The organism is Exiguobacterium sp. EF_C8 (assembly GCF_054956715.1).
This window is the reverse complement of sequence record NZ_CM143264.1, coordinates 1,065,113-1,085,495: the sequence shown is the minus strand read 5'-3', so window position 1 is coordinate 1,085,495 and position 20,383 is coordinate 1,065,113. Positions and strand designations below refer to the sequence as shown.

Sequence of the window (20,383 nt, the reverse complement as noted above, 5' to 3'; positions counted from 1 at the left end):
TGGGACTCCCTATGTACTTAAAACGTGTATTCACCAAAACGGTCGCCATCCCATGTCGCGGTTGCCGTTGAGACAAAATAGACCAGTCCGTTGCCGAATGTATTTTCCATTAATGAAACGAGTTGTTGACCATTTGTCTGTTCAACGAACGCTAATCGGACTTCTTCTTTCCCTTGATAAATCCGTTCGTAGACACTTAAACCGCGTGCATTGAGAAACGTACGCGCCGACTCGAATTGAATCGGACCGACTTCAGGTCGTCGTTCCTGAATGAATGACTGACATTTTTGCTCGAATGTCTCCATGGTTCTTCACTCCTTCTCTCTTTTTGTTCATGGATATCATGTTCCCGACTCTTCCTCATCATAATCCTCAAATGTGAAAAAAGCGACAGATGCGTCGCTTCTTTCATCATTTTACGACGATTTCTCACAATCTGACTCCAAACTGTCGGGCAGCATGGATCGCAGACGTCGTCGCACCGATCGTCCCAGCACCCGGAAAGATGGTATCGCCGATTGCAAAGAAATGATCGACACCTGTTCGAAACGGTGCCGCGAATAGGAGACTCGTACTCGGACGTTGCGGATATCCACCGACTCCACCATCCGGACGGAACGTATAGCGGACCCATGCACCTGGTCCACACGGATGGCGTTCGATTGCCTGTTGCGCGAAGCCAGGAAACTGCTGTTCGAGAATGGCTTCGAAGATCGCCGACATCGTCTCGACTTGTCCGTCATAGCGTTTCCGGTTCGTCTTATCAAACGTACCAATCGGAACATGGCATGACATCGTCAGCGTCCGCTGACCAACTGGTGCACGTAATCGATCATCCGGACGGGACAGCGAGATGAAGGCATGACCTGAAGGTAAGGACAGATCATGAACTTGCCGGAATGCTTCGTCAGACAAAATGAGTGCCTCTGGAATCGCCGCATAATACGTAAAGGTCGCCCATTGCTGTAATTTTTCCTGTCGTCGGTACGTTCGTCGTAACGTTCGTCGCATATCCATGCTGACGACTTCCCGGATGCCTTCAAGCGGAACCGCACAGATGACAGCATCAGCAATCATCAAGCGTCCTCGGAGATCCTCAATCAAAAATCCATCTGATGTCTTTCGAATCGACGTGACTTTTCGCCCAAGGAGACAGGTTGCCCCGCTCTCCTCTGCTGTCTCTTTCAATTGCTCAGCTAGTCGGTACAAGCCACCCGGGACATAATAGGCACCTTCATGATAAATCGATAAGGCGACGGCTCCTAGTAAAGCTGAGGCCTCCTGCCCTGTCTGCATGCTGTCGAGCAAAATCCCATCGATCACTTGTGCGAATAACGTATCCGCTAGTCGATGTTTTCGTAACAAATGACCAATCGTCAGCGGAAAATACGGCAAGAGAACAACACTTTTCGCGTGACGGACTAACCGCCGGACGTCTGCTGGATCTTGAAGTGGTAATGCTGGAAGTTCTGCCATTAGCGGACGAATCATCTCGTGAATCTGCTCGATTTCAGCAAAGAAAGCCTGAATCGACGATGCCTGCTCCGGAAAATGTGACGTCAATTCGGTTAGAAACGCAGCACGATCCTGATAATAATGAATCGTCCGTCCTGCGATGCGAATCGTCATGACGACATCGAGCGACTCGACCTGATGCGTTACTCCAAGATGATCAAGAACACGGGCGTGAATACCACCGGGCTCAAACCCCATTCCGAGTGTCGCCCCTACCGGATACGTCAGGTCCCGGCGCGTGAACTTCCCGGCTGATCCCCCCCATTCACGGCTTCCTTCAAGGACGGTAACAGTATGTCCTTCTTGTGCGATCAGAGCCGCAGCCGTTAAACCTGCAATTCCTCCGCCGACGATGACGACGTGTTTCATGATGATTCCTCCTCCGTGACCCGATTTTCTTTAAACAGGAAATTGCGGATTTCTCGGAAGACCGGCTCCCGGCGATGAATCGTGAAGTGATCATATTTATACGATTTTGTCTGGATATTATCCGTGTAGTTCTCGAGTGCAAAGGAACTCTTTAACGAAATTAGATTGAAATCGCCTCCTTTGGCACCAAACGAATAGACGAGCACATCGCGCGGCCACGTCTCGAGCCGCTTAGTTAAATTGTTCATCGCTGGTGAGCCCTTCGCGAGATCACGAATGGCGGGACTGTTCGTATTCGTGCCAAGCGGTGCGAGCGTCAACCCGAGTTTTGCGTAATCGGAGCCGGCGATTGGTGAGTCGAGCGTCACAACTTTTCGGACGTGATACGGCATCTCTTCTTGGACCGTATAGGCGACGACATCCACACCACCCATGCTGTGCCCGACGAGCTGGATATCGGCAAAGGTCGCTTTTTGTTTCGCATCATACGCAGCAATCGCTGCATTCAACCACTTTTGTTGATCGGCAAGGCTCGCCTCGTCGTCTGCAAAGACGATTCGGACAAGCGGGTAGCCGGTTGGCGAGGGTGTGACGCTACAAGTCGCTTTCCCAGAACGAGTCACGTCACATCGACCGCCATCATCGGCAACTTTTTTTTTCGTGAAGTTCTGAATCATTGGGACGAACGTCCGCTCTGTACCGAACAATCCATGGACGAGGAACGTCGGTACGATTTCACTCTTTCCTTGCGTAACGATCTGACGCGTTGGCGGTGGAGCACTCGATGTATCTTCCGCGAATAGCCACCATGCCCCTCCTCCGACAATCAAACAGACAAGGAGCGAAATACTGATTGTCTTCAACTGTTGCCGACGCAAACGACGGACACGGTGAAAGATCCAGTAAAGCAATAAGCCAACACCGATCAATAATACAACACCGGTGATGATCCAGCCTGTCGGATTTGGTACATAGGCAATCAACTGTAGTTGGTTTGCTTTCGTTCCGTATAATTTCCATGACACATCATGGTAATTCGACCAGTCGATCTTTTCTCCGTTTTGGAGACCAATCACTTTCGGACCGTGGAGCTTGATCTCGATATCGGCTTGGCGAATATAACGATCAGCAAGTTTCTTGACTTGACCCGTCGGTTGATACCCTTTGATGTTCAGGCGATCGATACTTAGATCGATGTTCGTATCAAGTCGATACGTATCAAACCAAAATCCGTCTGATTTTTTCATGTCGAACTTCGTATCAGGTGGAATGAGAATCCCACCGATGCCCGTCTTCCATTCGTCTTTGATCGACGTCATGTCCTTGAAGTTCGCAAATGTCTTCTGCATCCGGATGCCTTCGTAGTCATCCTTCGTCTTGAACGTCTTTGCCGCATAGCCATTCTTTTCTGCCTGTTTGACATAACCTTTCCAATTCGGATTTAGATTCAGTAAACGCGCCACTGGATGTTCCTTTGCGGCATATGTCGTTTTTAAGGTGACGCTCTGATCGGTATGGATCGTTGCATCGTACTGGATGCGAATACACCCCCCAAGGAGTAGTGTCAGCATCAAAAATGAGAGCAGTATCCCTTTCTTCTTCATACTCATCAGGTCACATCCTTTCCTCATCTATTATTCCCTATCTCGCAAAAGTAAAAACGGTCGACTTTGATTCTTTCGTCATGACGCACTTCAGGCAGCGGATCGCTGATCCGCTGCCTGAAAGTATGCGGACCTGGTTCGTCCGTGATCGATATCAACCGATCAAGTTTAATTCACGACCGACTTTTTCGAACGCTGCAAGCGCTGTCGTCAAGTCTTCGCGTGTATGTTCCGCCGTTACGATCGTCCGAACACGTGCTTTTCCTTTTGCAACGGTCGGGAAGGCGATGCCTTGAGCAAAGACACCTTCTTGACGGAGGCGATCGGATAATTCGTGACAACGCGCCTCATCACCGACGATGACCGGTGTGATCGGTGTCGTAGACGTCCCGATATCGAATCCAAGATCCCGTAATCCTTGTTTGAAGAATTCCGTGTTTTCCCACAGACGATCAAAGAGGACCGTTTCTTCTTCCATGACACGAAGTGCTTCCCGGTTTGCTTCAACGACTGCTGGTGGATGTGATGTCGAGAATAAGAACGGACGCCCTTTATGGATCAAGTAATCTTTGACGTGTTGTTCACACGCAACGTATCCACCGAGGACTCCGATTGCTTTTGAGAGTGTACCGACTTGCAAGGCAACACGACCGTCAAGACCGAAGTGATTGACCGTACCGCGTCCTGCTTTCCCAAGAACACCTGAAGCGTGCGCATCATCGACCATGACGAGCGCGTCATAACGCTCGGCTAATTCAACGATTTCTGGAAGTGGTGCAATGTTTCCATCCATCGAGAAGACACCGTCCGTGACGACGAGGCGCGTCCGTGCGTCTTGTGTTTCTTGTAATGCTGCTTCAAGATCCGCTAAGTCAACGTGTTTATAGATCCGGCGTTTCGCTTTTGTCAGACGGATCCCATCGATGATCGAAGCGTGGTTCAACTCATCCGAGATAACAACGTCTTCAGGACCGAGTAACGCTGATAAGACACCGAGATTCGTTGCGAATCCTGACTGGAAAACAAGTGCCGCTTCCGTATGCTTGAATGTCGCGAGTTCCCGCTCAAACGCTTGGTGCATCTCGAGCGTTCCAGCAATCGTTCGAACCGATCCTGTTCCGGCACCAAACGTCCGCGCTGCTTCCGCTGCTTGTTCAGCAAGACGCGGATGTGCTGCGAGTCCGAGGTAGTTGTTCGACGACAGTTGGATCAGTTCCTTCCCGTCAATCGTCACGCGATTGTGTTGCGCGCTCTCGAGTGCTACAAGGTTGCGGAACGTGCCCGCCTGTTTCATCTCTTCTAATTCTGTCCGTAAGTGTTCAAATCCCATTAATTCGTCCCCCTTGGTTGTAATACGACTTTCCCGCATTTCCCTTGACGCATCAATTCAAATCCTTCTTCGAACCGCTCAAGCGGCAACGTGTGTGTAATCAACGGTCGGACATCAACTTTTCCACTTGATAAGAAAGCAGAAACCTGACTCCATGTCTCATACATCTTCCGACCGGTGATGCCTTGAACCCGGACGCCTTTGAAGACAACGTGGTTCGTCAAATCGATTTCGACCGGTTTGACCGGCAGACTGAGGATGTTGACGTCTCCACCTGCTGTCACCATTTCGAATGCTTGACGAATCGCAGCCGGATGTCCACTCATCTCACAGACAACGTCGATTCCGTCGCCGTCGGTCATACGCTCGATCCGCTCCAAGACATCGTCATGACGTGAATCGATGACGACATCTGCCCCCATCGTCCGTGCGAGTTCAAGACGATACGGATTGACGTCGATTGCGACGACTTCCGCCGCACCGGCTGCTTTAGCGACTGAGACTGCCATCAAACCAATTGGACCACAACCGACGATTGCGACCGTTTTAGCGCTGACATCACTCGCAAGAACGGTATGGACAGCATTTCCCATCGGCTCTTGAATCGAAGCGATTCCCGCTGGCATATCTTCCGGGTTGACCCAGAGGTTTTCTTCCGGCATGACGACGTATTCCGCAAAACAGCCTTGTGTATCGACACCGATGATTTTCGTGTTCTTACAGATATGATATTGCCCACGAAGACACTGTTTACATTGATGACAGACGATATGCGTCTCAGCCGAGACACGGTCACCAAGTTTCAAGCGTTTCGTACCCTCCCCGAGCTCGACGACTTCGCCCGAGAACTCGTGACCGAAGACATACGGCGGATTGACACGTGACGCTGCCCACGCATCCCACTCATAGATATGCACGTCCGTCCCACAAATTGATGTTGCCTCGACTCGAATCAAGACTTCTCCACGATCCGGTACGGGTACGGGTACTTCTTTCAGTGCCGCACCGAATCCGCGCTCTTCTTTGACAAGTGCACGCATCGTTTTCGTCGTTGTCGTCTCTTCTACCGCTGTTACTAATTTCGTCATCTTTCCCCGACTCCTTCGCGGAAGCTCACGTTTATTTATATGTGGCGAACTTCCAAATGTTTAGCATCCCCAAAAACCAAACACATCTTTCCTCTATCTTACATGAATTCTGCCGCTAGTTTACCGAATGTTTCTTCGTTTAGCTCAAGATCCGCATATGCGAGACCCGATTCTTGGTACCCATCGATTTGTGACTGGTAATCAGGACGTGTTTCATCCTGATAGATCAATCCCATGACGAGACCATCGTGTGCATGAACGGTCTGTTTTGCAAGATCCAAGTTCGACGGATCGTATCCTTCGATATCGGACAGCTTCGTCAAGTTCTGCTTGAACCAATCGTACGTATTGACCTTGTTGAATGTGACGCATGGACTGAAGACGTTGATGAAGGCAAATCCTTTATGCGCCGTCGCTTGCTCGATCAATTGTGTCAACCCTTTTAAATCATTCGAGAAGCTCTGGGCAACGAATGTCGCGCCAGCCGTCAAAGCAAGTTCAACCGGTGAAACACTCTTTTCGATCGATCCTTTTGGCGTCGATTTCGTCTTGAATCCAGGTGCAGAAGTAGGTGACGTCTGTCCTTTCGTCAAGCCGTAAATCTGATTGTCCATGACGATGTACGTCATGTCGACATTGCGTTTGAACGCATGAATCGTATGTCCCATGCCGATCGCGAATCCATCACCGTCGCCACCAGACGCGATGACCGTTAATTCGCGGTTCGCCATCTTGACACCTTGGGCGATCGGTAAAGATCGTCCATGAACGCCGTGGAAGCCATACGTATTGATATAACCGGAAATCCGACCAGAACAGCCAATCCCGGAAATCAATGCCAACTCTTCTGGTTCGAGACCGACGTTTGCGACAGCACGCTGAATCGCTGCTTGAATCGAGAAGTCTCCACACCCTGGACACCAGTTTGGTTTGACATCATTTCTAAAATCCTTAAAGGTTGCCATGATATACCCCTCCTACGACCTGCTCGACGACCTCTGCCGGGTAGAACGGGTCGCCATTGAATTTCAGGATATGCTCGATCTTCGATGCATGTCCACAGTTCATCTGGATCAGCTTCGCCAGTTGTCCTGTTGCATTGTACTCGACGACGATGACTCGTTTTGCCCGCTCTAAGTGCGGCGTGACGAGTTCACTTGGGAACGGATGGACTTGACGGATATGCAAGTGATCGACCTTGATCCCTTGTGTTTCGAGTCGTGGCATGATTTCTTCGATCGTTCCACGTGTCGAGTTGAAACCAACGAATAAGATATCCGGTTCTGCATGATGCTCCGTTACAAGAACGGCATCCTGTAAGCGGAACGTATTCAGCTTACGAAGTCGTTTCGTCATTTGATCGACCCGGTTCTTCGTCGCTTCCGACGGACGCCCTTCCTCATTGTGCTCAACACCCGTCACGTGATGAATCCCGTGCTTGACGCCTGGAATGACACGTGGGCTGATCCCATCTTCCGTCACTTCGTAGCGTTTGAAGTACGCTTTCCCTTCAAGTTCCGGTAAGTCTTCCTGAATCAACTTCCCGCGACGGATCTCAACGCGTGACATATCTGGTGGCTCAACCGATTGTTTTCCGAGCGATAGCATCAAATCCGTCAATAGAATGACAGGACATTGGTACTCTTCTGCAATGTTAAATGCTTCTGCTGCATCGTAGAACGCTTCCTCGACCGTTGATGGTGCCAAAACGACCTTTGGAATTTCACCATGTGTACTATAGATCATCGCCATCAAGTCAGATTGTTCCTGTTTCGTTGGTAGACCTGTTGACGGACCACCCCGTTGTGTATCGACGATGACGAGCGGTGTTTCCGTCATCCCGGATAACCCGATCGCTTCCGCCATTAGTGACAATCCTGGACCAGCAGACGCCGTCAAAGCACGGACACCTGCATAGTTGGCACCAATTGCCATCGTGACCGCTGCCAGTTCGTCTTCCGTCTGGACGACCGTTCCACCGAACTGCGGTAATTTCTTGATTAAGTATTCCATGATCTCAGATGATGGTGTGATCGGGTAAGCTGCCATCAGACGCGCTCCACCGGCAATCGCGCCAAGAGCAATTGCATCGTTTCCGATCATGAACATCCGTTGTTTTCCGTCAGCCGGTTCCAAGACGAACCGTTCGCCCTCTCCTGCAAGAGCTTCAAACGCTGCTGCTCCTTCACGGATTGCTGCTAAGTTCTTCTCGACCATATCTGGACCTTTTCGTCCGAAAATCTGTTCGACGACGGCTTGGAAACGCTCTGGTGCAATGCCGAGAATCGCACTCGATGCACCAATCGCGACCATGTTCTTCATCAAAGCCGTACCGAGATCAGCTGCGATCTCCGTAAATGGAATCGCATACAATGAGGCGCGTGCTTCGTCCGGATTCGTCGGATTGAATTTCGCATCCGCGATGATGATGGCACCTTGACGCAATTCATGGAAGTTGACGTCGATCGTCTCTTGATCGAATGCGACCAAAATATCGAGATCATCGGAAATCGTCCGGACTTCCTGTGTCGCGACACGAATCTTATTATTCGTATGTCCTCCCTTGATACGTGACGAAAAGTGACGGTAGCCATACAGGTAATAGCCGAGTCGATTCAAGGCAATCGCAAAGATTTCGCCTGTTGATTCGATCCCTTCTCCCTGCTGACCGCCAACTTTCCATGATAACTGATTATACATCGACGTTCGCTCCTTCTCTGTCCCCTGAAATGATAGTTCTCTCTATCCTCCCTCATGATACCGATTTACCGGAAGTAGTACAATGCTCCCTCGGTGGAAAGGTGAGAAAAATTCGAAGACGCAGCAAAAAGACCATCTACTCCAGTCGAGTAAATGGTCTACTTGTAAATATAGGACCTATGTCCAATTCATCATCGTGGTTCGATGATGAGTTTGATGGCGGTTCTTTCTTCTCCATCAATTAAAATGTCTGTGAAGGCTGGGATACAAATCAAATCGATGCCAGAAGGCGCCACGAATCCGCGTGCGATGGCGACGGCTTTGACAGATTGATTGAGCGCTCCCGCACCAATGGCCTGAATCTCGACGGAACCTCTCTCTCGAATGACACCCGCGAGTGCACCTGCTACCGCGTTTGGATTCGACTTAGCTGATACTTTCAGGACGTCCATGCGTGTACCTCCCCATCCAGAAATGGCAATCAGTCGAAGAATACTGACTGATCCGTCAGATGAATCCGTTCAATCTTCGTTGCTTTTTTTGTTGTGTCATCGATATGAATCAAGACTCCATTAAGTTGTTCCCGTCCTTCGGCAACTTCAAACCGCGTTGGGAGCTGTGTCTTAAATTTTCGTAGGACATCTTCCTGACGCATCCCGAGCACACCGTTCAACGGACCTGTCATCCCGACATCCGTGATATAAGCCGTTCCTCCGTCAAGAACACGCTCATCTGCTGTTTGGACGTGTGTATGTGTGCCAACGACAGCTTGTACACGACCATCGAGGTGATAACCCATCGCGATTTTTTCACTCGTTGCTTCCGCATGGACATCAACGAAGATCGCATCGACTTTTCCTTCGACTTCCGCAATCAGTTCATCAACGGTACGGAACGGGTCACCGAGAGGTGGTAAGAAGACCGTTCCTTGGACGTTGATGACGGCAATCTTTTTATTGCCTGCCTTAACGATCATCATCCCACGACCTGGTGTGCCTTCCGGATAGTTCGCAGGACGGATGATCCGGTCCGCGTCGTCAATCCAGTCAAAGATGTCACGGTTATCAAACGTATGGTTCCCCATCGTGATGCCGTGGAATCCGAGTTCGAGGAATTGATGATAAATCGACTTCGTGATGCCGCGTCCGTGTGCTGCATTTTCACCGTTGACAAGCATGACGTTCGGATTGTATTTCGCTTTCAAGCGTGCTGTAAATTGTTGCAGGATATGTCGACCGGGTGCACCGACGACGTCTCCGATGAATAAAATCTTCATTGCTGTTCCTCCGTTCATTAAAAAAAGTGGCGGTCGCCCGCCACTCCACTTATTTCGCGTATTCGACTGCTCGTGTTTCCCGAATGACCGTGACCTTGATGTGTCCCGGATAATCGAGTTCTTCTTCGATTTTTTTCCGGATGTCACTCGCCATCTTGTGAGCCAGTACGTCATCGACGACGTCAGGTCGAACGATGATACGGACTTCACGACCCGCTTGGATCGCAAATGATTTTTCGACACCGTCGAACGATTCCGAGATTTCCTCGAGGCGTTCGAGACGGCGGATATAACTTTCGAGTGTCTCCTGACGTGCACCTGGGCGAGCAGCAGATAATGCATCCGCAGCTGCGACCAAGACGGAAATGACAGATGTCGCTTCCGTATCCCCGTGGTGGGATGCGATCGCGTTGATGACGGTTGGATGCTCTTTGTACTTCGTACCGAGCTCGACACCGATTTCAACGTGACTGCCTTCGACTTCGTGGTCGATCGCTTTCCCGATATCATGCAGAAGACCCGCACGCTTCGCAAGCGTGACATCTTCTCCAAGTTCAGCTGCCATCATACCTGCAAGGTGGGCAACCTCAAGTGAGTGATACAGGACGTTCTGTCCGTAACTCGTACGGTACTTCAAGCGACCGAGAATTTTGACAAGGTCCGGATGAATGCCGTGGATCCCGACATCATACGTCGCTTCTTCCCCGATTTCTCGAATCCGCTCGTCGACTTCACGACGGGATTTGTCGACCATCTCTTCAATACGGGCCGGGTGAATCCGACCATCCTGAACCAATTTCTCGAGCGCCATTTTAGCGACTTCGCGACGAATTGGGTCAAAACCAGACAAAATGACGGCTTCCGGCGTATCATCGATGATCAAGTCGATCCCAGTCAAGGTCTCGAGCGTACGGATGTTGCGGCCTTCCCGTCCGATGATCCGACCTTTCATCTCATCGTTCGGTAAGTTGACGACCGATACAGTCGTCTCTGCGATATGTTCAGCGGCGAACCGTTGAATCGCAAGTGACAAGATGTTACGTGCTTTCTTGTCGGCTTCTTCTTTTGCTTTTTGTTCGATTTCTTTTTGAAGAATGGCTGCGTCATGTAAAGCAGCCTGTTTCGTCTCATCCATGATGATCGTTCTTGCCTCGTCTTGCGATAAATTCGCGACGCGGACAAGCTCTTGACGTCCCTGTTCATACAGGTCCTCTACTTTGCGCTCTAGTTCTTCAGCTTGATGCTTCCGTTTCGCGATCTCTGCATCACGTGTATTGATTTGATCTTCCTTACGGTCGATAGCGTCAACACGGCGATCGAGTGTCTCTTCTTTCTGGAGCAACCGGGCTTCTTGTTTCGCTAGCTCTTGGCGACGTTCACGCAATTCTTTTTCCACTTCGTTACGAAGTTTGAATGCTTCATCTTTCGCTTCGAGTACGGCTTCTTTTTTCGTTGCCTCAGCCGATTCACGCGCACGTTCAACGATTTTATTCGCTTCCGTTTCTGCGCCTTGAATTTTCGCTTCTGCAATCGATTTCCGCAAGAAGTAGCCTACGATGAATGCGATCAGCAAAGTGAGGAGAAGTATGACAATCCAAGTCAGTGTACTCATGGGTTCACCTCCCCTTTGCAAGGTGTTTCTTAGTTCATTTCGGTATTTCATCGAAGCTGTCTAAAAAACGTACATCTATATTGTAAGGATAGCACTCGTTCATTGTCAACGAACGGACGGGAAAGAATTCCACTGTTTTCCTCTTTTACACTAAAAAAGAGAGGATTCGTATGCGAATCCTCTCTGAAACGGTTTATTCAGCAAATAGATCTTCTGGTTGTTCTGCTTCGAAATCAACCGGCTCTTCGCGATCGACGAGACCGTGATGTTCACGAATCAAACGTTCGACCTCTGCTGCGACTTCCGGATGCTCGACCATGTATTGCTTCGCGTTCTCACGCCCTTGACCAAGACGCTCTGAGTTGTACGAATACCATGCACCACTCTTTTGAACGATATCCAGATCCGTTCCGATGTCGATCAACTCACCGACCTTCGAAATACCGAGACCGTACATGATATCAACTTCTGCTTGTTTAAACGGAGGAGCAATTTTGTTTTTGACGACCTTGATCTTCGTTTTGTTACCGACGACGTCCGTACCGTTTTTCAACGCTTCCGCACGACGCACTTCTAAACGAACAGACGAGTAGAATTTGAGTGCTCGACCACCTGGAGTCGTTTCCGGGTTACCAAACATGACACCGATTTTTTCACGGATTTGGTTGATGAAGATGACGATCGTTTTCGATTTATTCGTTGCACCAGACAACTTACGGAGCGCTTGGCTCATCAAACGCGCTTGAAGACCGACGTGTGAGTCACCCATCTCGCCTTCAATCTCTGCTTTTGGTACGAGTGCCGCAACAGAGTCGACGACAAGAATATCGACCGCACCAGAACGAACGAGTGCTTCCGCGATTTCAAGTGCCTGTTCCCCAGTATCCGGTTGTGACAAGAGGAGCTCATCGATGTTGACACCGAGTTTATTTGCGTATGCTGGATCAAGCGCGTGCTCTGCATCGATGAATGCTGCTTGTCCACCTTGTTTTTGAACTTCTGCGATTGCATGAAGCGCTACCGTCGTTTTACCTGACGATTCAGGTCCGTATACTTCGATGACCCGTCCACGTGGGTATCCACCTGCACCTAGGGCAATATCTAATGTAATCGATCCAGAAGAGATCACTGATACCTTCTGATCCGCATTTTCTCCGAGTTTCATGATGGAACCTTTACCGAACTGTTTCTCTATCTGGCGTAACGCCATCTCAAGTGCTGCTTTACGATCACTCACGTAGCAGGCCTCCTTTTAATTATCTTACTGAGATTATTGTACTTCTTTTGAGACCGAATGACAAGCATTTTACGAACATTTATTCGCATACTTGCACTTTGACCAATTTTCTCACTCGGATGCTTTTTCGAGATGTTTCAGTAGAAGGAAATAGGTATCCTTGACGGCGCGCAGTCGAATCATTCCCCGGTCGAACGATGGATATTGCCATTCGACGATGCGTGTTCCATGTGCGTCCGCAACAGCACAATAGACGGTTCCGACCACTTTTCCGCTGTTGCTTGTCGGACCTGCTTCCCCTGTCAACGCGACGGCGATATCGGATTGATACAGTTCGCGTACCCCTTCAGCCATCGCGATTGCGACTTCTTTACTGACAGCAGTATGCTCTCGTAACAAAACTTCCGGTACCGATAATACGCCTTGCTTCGCTGCATCATCATACACGACTGCGCTCCCACGCAACACTTGACTCGCACCGCTGACATCAACGAGTCCACTTGCGACAGCTCCTCCCGTCAGTGATTCGGCGAGTGACAGTGTCAATCCTGCTTCTTGATACCGTTTCAGTACGACTTCCGGCAGGCTTGTCTCGCCATATCCATAAAAGTACATGCCCACTTCAGCCAGTACGTGTTGTTCCAGTTCATCGAGCATACGGTCGGCTTCCTGTTGATCGAGTGCTTTAGCAGTCAGACGCAACCGTACTTCAGCGAGTTCCGCATAAGGGGCGACCGATGGATTGGTTGCCTCTTTGATTAACGTTTCCAGGCGATCGTTTAGAGCCGATTCTCCGATTCCGAAGAAACGTAGTGTTCGGGAACGGATTGTCTCTTGACCGAACAAATGACTGAAGTGATCTTTGAGGATTTGCTTCATCTCACGTGGCACACCGGGTAAAACGATATATTGGTGGTGCTCCGTCTGCACCGACATACCGGGAGCAAGACCCGCATCATTGCGTAAAACCGTCGCGCCAGCGATGACTAGTGCTTGTTTCCGTTCATTGTTCGTCATCTCCCGTTGACGTGTCTTCAAGAATCCTTCGATTCTTTCGTACGCTGCTTGATCGAGAACGAGATCGCGCCCAAGCAGGTCAGCGAGCACCTCTTTCGTCAAGTCATCCTCGGTCGGTCCAAGCCCCCCTGTGATGACAAGGAGATCCGCCCGCTGTTGCGCCTGACGGAACGTTTCCTGCATCCGCTCGCGGTTGTCACCGACGACTGTATGATAATGAACGTCAATTCCTGCACTGGCTAGCCATTCGGAAAGGTACTGTGCATTCGTGTTGGCGATTTCTCCAAGGAGAAGCTCACTTCCGACTGCGATGATTTCTGCTTTCATGTTGATTCCTCACCTTCTTGAAGTATAAGAAAAGACTGTTCGGTATGACGAACAGTCTAAATTGATCCAACTTACATGGATTTCGTAATTAACTTGATGTTTTTCGAGAAATACTCGACGCCTGAATAGATCGTCAAGATAAGAGCAAGCCACATCGTGATATCTGCGAATGGAATATTCCACATCGCAAAAACGATATCGTGCAATAAATACGCTGTAATCGATGTCAACTGGACCCATGTCTTTGCTTTCCCAGAGTTTCCGGCAGCAAGAACGATGCCTTCGTCAGATGCGACAAGACGAAGACCTGTGACAGCGAACTCACGGCAGAGAATGATGACGACGATCCATGCCGCAACGAACTCAAGTTCCACAAGGTAGACGAGCGCAGCAGCGACTAACATCTTATCGGCAAGTGGATCCATGAATTTTCCAAAGTTCGTTACTAGATTTTGTTTGCGGGCGATATACCCATCGAGCCAATCCGTCAGTGAAGCAACAAGGAAGATGATGGCTGCAACGAAGTGTGAGACGGGAAGTTCAGCTCCTAGTACATCCCACTGTCCCCAGTTCGGATCAATCGCAAGTACGATGACGAACACGGGAATTAATAAAACGCGTAATACTGTCAATTGATTCGGTAAGTTCATGTAACGCCCTCCTCCTTCATTTCATATGTAGATGAATATGCCATCTAAAAGAAGGCACGCCGGTTTACGGCGTGGCTACTTTCTTCAGATAGATGTTTTGGACGAGAAGCGAACGGTTCAGTTTCAGTTCTTGGTCATTGACGACGATTTTATCAATCCCTTTAATCGAACCAATCCGGATCCGGATCAAGTCCGTCTTCGCGTCCTTCACGACGATCGGATTCGGATCCGACGCGTTGATGTGATCTGGCGCGAGTGCTTCTCCTTCAAGGGATGTATCACGCACACCAACGAATGGTGATGGAGAGGCATCTTTCTTGATTTGAATCGAGACACTCATCGTATCTTTCGTTGCGACTTCATAGGTGACATCTTGACCAGATGTCGACTTCGCAGCAACCGCTTCTTTTTTAGGTTTTTCTTTTGTTTCTTCTTGTTTCGCCGGTTCTTCCTTCGGCTTTTCTTCTGTCTTCGCAGGCGCATCCGTTTCTTTACTCGGTGCGTCTCCTTGGTCGATCGTGACATCGTTTTGCTTCGGTGCAGACGTTTTTGCCTCTTCGTTACCGTCGAGGAACATCTGAAGTCCATAATACAAGGCAGCACCAATCGCAAAAATCAGCACGATGATGATGATGTTCGGAATCCAGCGCTTTGCAACGCTTTTCTTCGGTGCACTTGATTTCGAATACGTCGCGCGTCGTGATAATTCGACGACCGGTTGTGCCTCCGGTTCCGGAAGATCACGCTTATAGGTCGTGAAGACTTCGTCGACGTCAAGACCGAGTGCTTCCGCATATGTCTTGATGAAGGCCCGGGCGTAAAAAGCACCTGGTAATTGATCATAGTTGCCTTCTTCAATCGCGACGATGTAACGCTTTTGAATCTTCGTCGTCGTTTGAATTTGTTCGAGAGAGACGCCTAGCGCCTCTCGTTGTTCCTTTAAGTAGGTTCCGAGCTCGGTCATCGGTAACACACCTTCCATTTTTCATACTTATTCAAAGTTGAACCAATCATTTCCCCCATGGGAACGAGGCAGTTCAGTCACAATGATTTCTTCTGTCGTGTTGCGTAATTCAATGATGTAATCAAAATCATCCCACGTATATTCACTTGATTTGACGAATGCATCCGGATGTTCGACGATTTTCGTCGCCGGTAGTCGCATGACTTCGCGTAAAATCTGCCAGTGCCGTTCATCGAAATTCCGTTGCGACACCAATGCATCGATGATGTAGACGTAATCCCCAGTCCGTTCGTCATCGAATAACGACGTTCGTACCGTCTGTTTGATCAGCGTCGAAGAAAGGAACAACCATTTCTTGTTCGCACTGACGCTTGCAGCGACGATCGATTCCGTCTTCCCGACTCGTGGCATACCGCGGACACCAATCAACAAGTGCCCATCCTGTTTGCATAGTTCTGCCATGAAATCGACGAGAATCCCTAAGTCTTCCCGAACGAAGCGGAACGTCTTTCGTTCATCACTGCTTTGATCGATATAACGACCGTGACGAATCGCGATCCGATCACGCAGTTTTGGTTTTCGTAGTTTGATGACCTCTATGGTTGACATCGTCTTGAGAATAGCAGCGAGTCGTGGAATTTGATCCGGTTGTTTCGTTTGGAGCAACATACCGCGTCGTTGATGATCGACACCATTGATCGTCACGATCGAAATATGTAACATTCCCATCAACGAAGCAATGTCCCCGAGTATACCGGGACGGTTGACCTTTAATTCATATTCGAGATACCATTGCTCGAACTCACTCACGCGCCCATCCTCCTCTATTGATACGATTATCCATTCCTCATGTTAAATGATTTTTTGAAAAATGAAAAGCATTCCTGAACTGAAATTCCAATGCTTACATCCACGCACCATCTATTTTAAGGATGGCTCCCGACACATAACTCGATTCTGGTTGCACCAAGTAACGGATCGCGGAAGCTACTTCCTCTGCTTTTCCGAATCGTCCGGCAGGGATTTCAGCAATCGCTTCTGCCTTTTCATCCTCAGAAAAAATCGCGTTCATCGGCGTATCAATCCATCCTGGCGTAATCGCATTGATGCGTCCATGCATTGGTCCAAGTTCTTTACTGTATGCTTTGACGAAGCCCAGCTGTGCTGCCTTGCACGTCGAATAGGCAACTTCACCCGCGACACCTTGTTCCCCTAATACACTACTGATGACGACGATCGCCAGCTGCGACGTAAACGGTTTCGTCCGCGTCACGGTTTGACTGATGCGCATCAACGCATCGACATGTATTCTCCAAAGTTCACTCATTGATGTTGCCGATTGATCGAGCAACAGACCGCTATAACTCGTTCCGGCACAATGGACGAAGGCATCGACGACAGGTAACGCCGTACAAAATGCCTGCAAGTCCTCATCATCCGCTAAATTCGCCGTCAGGATGTGGTGCTCTCCTTGCCACTCCTCTATCATCCGTTCCAAAACCGCTTGCTGTCGATACGTCTGAAGCACCAATTCATGTCCGGCGGCAGCAAGTTGTTTTGCTGCCGCAAGACCAATGGCGCCACTCGCACCGGTGATGAGGATTCGCATCACGCGTACGGTTTGACGATTGAGATCGCCCGGTTTTCAATGGCGAACAACTCGTCGAAACGGGCTTCGATCTCTTCTTTCGTAATCGAAGCAATCAATGTCGGAAGCGTGAACAGATTCGTACCGGCAAGTGCGTGACGCGAGAACTGATTCGCAATGAATTCCGGTGAATTCAAGGCACGGAGGAATTTCCCTTGCATCATGTTCCGCTTGCGCGTGACTTCATCTTCCGTGAAGTCAGGACGCGTTTGCAGAAGTGTCTCATATGCTTGGATAAACTTGTCTGGATCCTCTGTCTCCATGCCGAACGTCGCGAAGGCGAACTCTTCCTCACTCGAGTAATCAAAGCTGAACGTATCGTCGATCAGACCGTCTTCATACAATTCCAAATACGTCGATGATGTTTGATCGAATAAGAGGTGCAATAATAATTCACTCGTCAACTCACGACGGACTTGTGCTTCGCCGCGGACAGATTCGTCCTTGTAACCGATTAATACCTTCGGTGTCTTGACGTCGAGCTCGAGTTCGAGACGTGGACGATGCACGCCGTGCGGTTCTTGACCATAATCCCGCTCGATCGCCGGGCGATCCGTATAATCCTTCTTCGCCTGATTCGCCTTGATCAATGCCAGCGTCTCTTCCGGGTCGATGTTTCCGACAACGAACAATACCATGTTCGATGGATGATAGAACGTACGATAGCACGTGTATAGATCATCGGCTGTGATTTGATTGATCGATTCCGGTGTTCCTGCGATATCGATTCGGACCGGATGCGTCGCATACATCGATTCGATTAGACCGAAGAACAGACGCCACCCTGGATTATCTTGATACATCTGGATTTCCTGCGTGATGATCCCCTTCTCTTTTTCAACGCTTTCCGGCGTGAAGTAGGGATCTTGTACGAAATCGATCAATGTCTCGAGGTTTTGTTCGATCAATGACGTTGCTGAGAACAAGTACGCTGTCCGTGAAAACGAGGTAAAGGCGTTCGCTGAGGCACCGAGACGACCGAACTCTTGGAAGACGTCACCTTTTTCGGATTCAAACATCTTATGCTCGAGGAAGTGGGCGATGCCGTCCGGTACCGTGATCCATTCCTCTCCTTTTTTAAATCGTTGATCAATCGAACCATAACGTGTCGTAAACGTCGCATACGTCTTTTCGTATCCTTTTTTTTGCAACAGATAGACGGATAAGCCGTTATCGAGCTGCTCGTGGTATACCGTTTCGTCTGTATCGTGATAAGTCAGTTGTTCCATCATGCTTCACCTCGCAATAGATATACGGCATCTAGATCGATTGCCGTTGCTAATCGAACGACGTCTTCACGTGTCGCCGTCTCGATGATGTGGATCTCATCTTCAAGTGTCAGTCCACGCATCTTCGAACCATTCAACCAACCAATCAATTGCCCCGGCTGATCAAGAATTTGACGGCGCGCATTGATCAACATCGCCTTCGTCTGTGTCAATTCTTCATCCGTGAACTGTCCCGCCTTCAAATCAACGAGTTGCTCTAGGATGATTTTCTCGGCACGTTCCGCTTCTTTTGTGTCAACCCCTGCATAGACGTAGAGTGCACTGTTTAATGCCGCATATCGTGAAGCCGCATAATACGCGAGACTCTCTTTTTCACGGACATTCATGAACAGTTTCGAATGTGGGAATCCACCGAACAGACCGTTGACGATTTGCATCCGGATTGAATCGGCAGACGTCGGATCGACCGCTACCCGGTAACCAAGGTGCAGCTTCCCTTGTTTGATCGGTTGCGTTTCGCTCGACCGTTTCACACCGTTGACCGGTTTTTGTTCAGGGATGTAATGGCTGACTTTTTCTGAGTGCGATGGCAAGAAGGACAACGCATCTTCCATTTCCTCCTTCGTCACCTGTCCGACGACGAAGACATCGATTCGATCGTCTTCGATCATCGAACGGTATGTATCACGCAAGGACGATGGAGTGATCCGTTCGAGTTCTTCGATTGTCCCAAGCGATGGTAACGAGACGGCTTCACCTGGTGCCATCAATTCAAGGAGACGCTGCTGTGCGTAGCGCATCTTATCGTCGTACAGCGAGCTGATTCGTAAGGCATGCAGTCGCTTTTCTTGTTTGACGAACTGTTCGCGGAAACCACTTTCCGTCAAGTCTGGATACAGCACCATTTGCTCTAGCAATTCAAGTGCTTCTTTTAATAACGACGGGTGATGGACGAGTTCTCCACGGACGACATCAAGTTGGAACGAGATGACGTGCTCTTCTCCGAACTTCGACGCGTCCGCATAAAGCCCCGCATCATATAATGTCTCAAGTGGTTCACGTAATGCTTTCATCGACGGATAAGCAGCTGTCGATTTTTCCATGATGTATGGTAAAATCGCGCGGCTAGTCAGTGTTTTCGCCTCTAGCGGTGCTGAAAACGTGACGAGGATCGTCGTCGTCTTGAATTTATCGGTCGGAACGAGGTGGAAGCTCGTTCCTTCCTTTTTCCATGTGCTAAATGACTGACTCATTACTCTCCATCCTTTCGTTTGAACACATGCGCACTGCGAACGTATTCAATATCTGCTTTTTGGTTAACGGCATTCTCATAACGGGCTGCTGTAAAAAAGAAATCACTGAGCCGATTGATGAACGGTAACAAATGAGCCGCTTGGGGAACATCGATCATCGAACGTTCGACGCGACGGCAGACCGTCCGTGCCACATGCAATGTCGCGGCCGCTTCCGTTCCGCCTGGTAAGATGAACTTGTCGAGTGGTGGCGATAATTCCGTTAAACTATCAATCCAACTTTCTAAATCAACTGTTGCTTCCTGACTTAACCGTGATGGACGAGGTTCGACATACATCAAGTCACTGCCACAGTCGAACAACGCATGCTGGATGACCGTCAATTGTTCTCGTACTTCGATCGATGATGCTTTGGTCCGAGCAAGTCCGACGAAGCTATTCAATTCATCGAGTTCTCCCATCAAGCTGATCAATCGATCATTTTTTTTGACTCTCCCACCGACAAGGGATGTTTCTCCTTCATCGCCTGATTTCGTATAAATTTTCATGTTTTATTCACTCCTA

Annotated in this window: 19 protein-coding genes; all 19 read right to left on the bottom strand. The window is 49.3% G+C overall.

Features of this window, described 5'->3' with window-relative positions:
* Positions 1–17 precede the first annotated feature (17 nt).
* A complete protein-coding gene (locus ACY2IG_RS05610) occupies positions 18–305 on the bottom strand; it encodes a hypothetical protein (protein ID WP_029341204.1) in 288 nt (95 codons plus the stop codon).
* 124 nt (positions 306–429) lie between these two features.
* Positions 430–1,884: a phytoene desaturase family protein gene (locus ACY2IG_RS05605; protein ID WP_462618457.1), complete on the bottom strand. Its 1,455-nt coding sequence runs from the start codon at positions 1,882–1,884 to the stop codon at positions 430–432.
* Positions 1,881–3,497, bottom strand: coding sequence for an alpha/beta hydrolase (locus tag ACY2IG_RS05600; protein WP_035409713.1), 1,617 nt, complete (start codon positions 3,495–3,497; stop codon positions 1,881–1,883). Before ACY2IG_RS05600 ends, ACY2IG_RS05605 begins: the two co-directional genes overlap by 4 nt.
* A gap of 145 nt (positions 3,498–3,642) precedes the next feature.
* Positions 3,643–4,818 (bottom strand): glycine C-acetyltransferase, encoded by a 1,176-nt coding sequence (locus ACY2IG_RS05595; RefSeq protein ID WP_035408845.1) that lies wholly within the window; start codon positions 4,816–4,818, stop codon positions 3,643–3,645.
* A complete protein-coding gene (gene tdh / locus ACY2IG_RS05590) occupies positions 4,818–5,906 on the bottom strand; it encodes an L-threonine 3-dehydrogenase (RefSeq protein ID WP_035408847.1) in 1,089 nt (362 codons plus the stop codon). The genes ACY2IG_RS05595 and tdh overlap by 1 nt, the downstream gene beginning before the upstream one ends.
* Positions 5,907–6,004: 98 nt before the next feature.
* The gene (locus ACY2IG_RS05585; protein ID WP_023467707.1) at positions 6,005–6,871 is read right to left on the bottom strand and encodes a 2-oxoacid:ferredoxin oxidoreductase subunit beta; all 867 of its coding nucleotides are present in this window, start codon (positions 6,869–6,871) and stop codon (positions 6,005–6,007) included.
* Positions 6,858–8,606: a 2-oxoacid:acceptor oxidoreductase subunit alpha gene (locus ACY2IG_RS05580; RefSeq protein WP_056060443.1), complete on the bottom strand. Its 1,749-nt coding sequence runs from the start codon at positions 8,604–8,606 to the stop codon at positions 6,858–6,860. The genes ACY2IG_RS05585 and ACY2IG_RS05580 overlap by 14 nt, the downstream gene beginning before the upstream one ends.
* Positions 8,607–8,797: 191 nt before the next feature.
* Positions 8,798–9,058 (bottom strand): stage V sporulation protein S, encoded by a 261-nt coding sequence (locus ACY2IG_RS05575; protein WP_023467705.1) that lies wholly within the window; start codon positions 9,056–9,058, stop codon positions 8,798–8,800.
* Between the two features lie 29 nt (positions 9,059–9,087).
* Positions 9,088–9,882 carry a TIGR00282 family metallophosphoesterase gene (locus tag ACY2IG_RS05570; RefSeq protein WP_462618456.1) on the bottom strand — a complete coding sequence of 265 codons (795 nt, stop codon included), beginning with the start codon at positions 9,880–9,882 and terminating at the stop codon, positions 9,088–9,090.
* Between the two features lie 49 nt (positions 9,883–9,931).
* Positions 9,932–11,494, bottom strand: a complete 1,563-nt coding sequence (gene rny, locus ACY2IG_RS05565; protein WP_023467703.1) for a ribonuclease Y — start codon at positions 11,492–11,494, stop codon at positions 9,932–9,934.
* Positions 11,495–11,687: 193 nt separating this feature from the next.
* Positions 11,688–12,731 carry a recombinase RecA gene (gene recA, locus ACY2IG_RS05560; protein WP_023467702.1) on the bottom strand — a complete coding sequence of 348 codons (1,044 nt, stop codon included), beginning with the start codon at positions 12,729–12,731 and terminating at the stop codon, positions 11,688–11,690.
* Between the two features lie 111 nt (positions 12,732–12,842).
* Positions 12,843–14,075 carry a competence/damage-inducible protein A gene (locus ACY2IG_RS05555; RefSeq protein WP_056060439.1) on the bottom strand — a complete coding sequence of 411 codons (1,233 nt, stop codon included), beginning with the start codon at positions 14,073–14,075 and terminating at the stop codon, positions 12,843–12,845.
* A 71-nt stretch (positions 14,076–14,146) separates the two neighbouring features.
* Positions 14,147–14,725, bottom strand: a complete 579-nt coding sequence (gene pgsA / locus ACY2IG_RS05550) for a CDP-diacylglycerol--glycerol-3-phosphate 3-phosphatidyltransferase (RefSeq protein WP_056060438.1) — start codon at positions 14,723–14,725, stop codon at positions 14,147–14,149.
* A 64-nt stretch (positions 14,726–14,789) separates the two neighbouring features.
* A complete protein-coding gene (locus tag ACY2IG_RS05545; protein ID WP_462618455.1) occupies positions 14,790–15,689 on the bottom strand; it encodes a helix-turn-helix domain-containing protein in 900 nt (299 codons plus the stop codon).
* A gap of 27 nt (positions 15,690–15,716) precedes the next feature.
* Positions 15,717–16,499, bottom strand: coding sequence for a DUF3388 domain-containing protein (locus ACY2IG_RS05540; RefSeq protein ID WP_023467698.1), 783 nt, complete (start codon positions 16,497–16,499; stop codon positions 15,717–15,719).
* Positions 16,500–16,593: 94 nt separating this feature from the next.
* Positions 16,594–17,298, bottom strand: a complete 705-nt coding sequence (ymfI, locus tag ACY2IG_RS05535; RefSeq protein ID WP_056060433.1) for an elongation factor P 5-aminopentanone reductase — start codon at positions 17,296–17,298, stop codon at positions 16,594–16,596.
* Positions 17,298–18,569 carry an EF-P 5-aminopentanol modification-associated protein YfmH gene (gene yfmH, locus ACY2IG_RS05530; protein ID WP_231496875.1) on the bottom strand — a complete coding sequence of 424 codons (1,272 nt, stop codon included), beginning with the start codon at positions 18,567–18,569 and terminating at the stop codon, positions 17,298–17,300. The genes ymfI and yfmH overlap by 1 nt, the downstream gene beginning before the upstream one ends.
* On the bottom strand, positions 18,566–19,819 hold the full coding sequence (yfmF, locus tag ACY2IG_RS05525; RefSeq protein WP_035408867.1) for an EF-P 5-aminopentanol modification-associated protein YfmF: 1,254 nt from the start codon (positions 19,817–19,819) through the stop codon (positions 18,566–18,568). Before yfmF ends, yfmH begins: the two co-directional genes overlap by 4 nt.
* The gene (locus tag ACY2IG_RS05520) at positions 19,819–20,367 is read right to left on the bottom strand and encodes a cob(I)yrinic acid a,c-diamide adenosyltransferase (protein ID WP_035408870.1); all 549 of its coding nucleotides are present in this window, start codon (positions 20,365–20,367) and stop codon (positions 19,819–19,821) included. The genes yfmF and ACY2IG_RS05520 overlap by 1 nt, the downstream gene beginning before the upstream one ends.
* Positions 20,368–20,383: the final 16 nt, after the last annotated feature.

Excerpts from the sequence above, each read along its gene's own strand:
- ACY2IG_RS05610 (WP_029341204.1), bottom strand. The coding sequence starts at position 305 with ATGGAGACATTCGAGCAAAAATGTCAGTCATTCATTCAGGAACGACGA.
- ACY2IG_RS05605 (WP_462618457.1), bottom strand. The coding sequence starts at position 1,884 with ATGAAACACGTCGTCATCGTCGGCGGAGGAATTGCAGGTTTAACGGCT.
- ACY2IG_RS05595 (WP_035408845.1), bottom strand. The coding sequence starts at position 4,818 with ATGGGATTTGAACACTTACGGACAGAATTAGAAGAGATGAAACAGGCG.
- tdh (WP_035408847.1), bottom strand. The coding sequence starts at position 5,906 with ATGACGAAATTAGTAACAGCGGTAGAAGAGACGACAACGACGAAAACG.
- ACY2IG_RS05585 (WP_023467707.1), bottom strand. The coding sequence starts at position 6,871 with ATGGCAACCTTTAAGGATTTTAGAAATGATGTCAAACCAAACTGGTGT.
- ACY2IG_RS05580 (WP_056060443.1), bottom strand. The coding sequence starts at position 8,606 with ATGTATAATCAGTTATCATGGAAAGTTGGCGGTCAGCAGGGAGAAGGG.
- ACY2IG_RS05575 (WP_023467705.1), bottom strand. The coding sequence starts at position 9,058 with ATGGACGTCCTGAAAGTATCAGCTAAGTCGAATCCAAACGCGGTAGCA.
- ACY2IG_RS05570 (WP_462618456.1), bottom strand. The coding sequence starts at position 9,882 with ATGAAGATTTTATTCATCGGAGACGTCGTCGGTGCACCCGGTCGACAT.
- rny (WP_023467703.1), bottom strand. The coding sequence starts at position 11,494 with ATGAGTACACTGACTTGGATTGTCATACTTCTCCTCACTTTGCTGATC.
- ACY2IG_RS05555 (WP_056060439.1), bottom strand. The coding sequence starts at position 14,075 with ATGAAAGCAGAAATCATCGCAGTCGGAAGTGAGCTTCTCCTTGGAGAA.
- pgsA (WP_056060438.1), bottom strand. The coding sequence starts at position 14,725 with ATGAACTTACCGAATCAATTGACAGTATTACGCGTTTTATTAATTCCC.
- ACY2IG_RS05545 (WP_462618455.1), bottom strand. The coding sequence starts at position 15,689 with ATGACCGAGCTCGGAACCTACTTAAAGGAACAACGAGAGGCGCTAGGC.
- ymfI (WP_056060433.1), bottom strand. The coding sequence starts at position 17,298 with ATGCGAATCCTCATCACCGGTGCGAGTGGCGCCATTGGTCTTGCGGCA.
- yfmH (WP_231496875.1), bottom strand. The coding sequence starts at position 18,569 with ATGATGGAACAACTGACTTATCACGATACAGACGAAACGGTATACCAC.
- yfmF (WP_035408867.1), bottom strand. The coding sequence starts at position 19,819 with ATGAGTCAGTCATTTAGCACATGGAAAAAGGAAGGAACGAGCTTCCAC.
- ACY2IG_RS05520 (WP_035408870.1), bottom strand. The coding sequence starts at position 20,367 with ATGAAAATTTATACGAAATCAGGCGATGAAGGAGAAACATCCCTTGTC.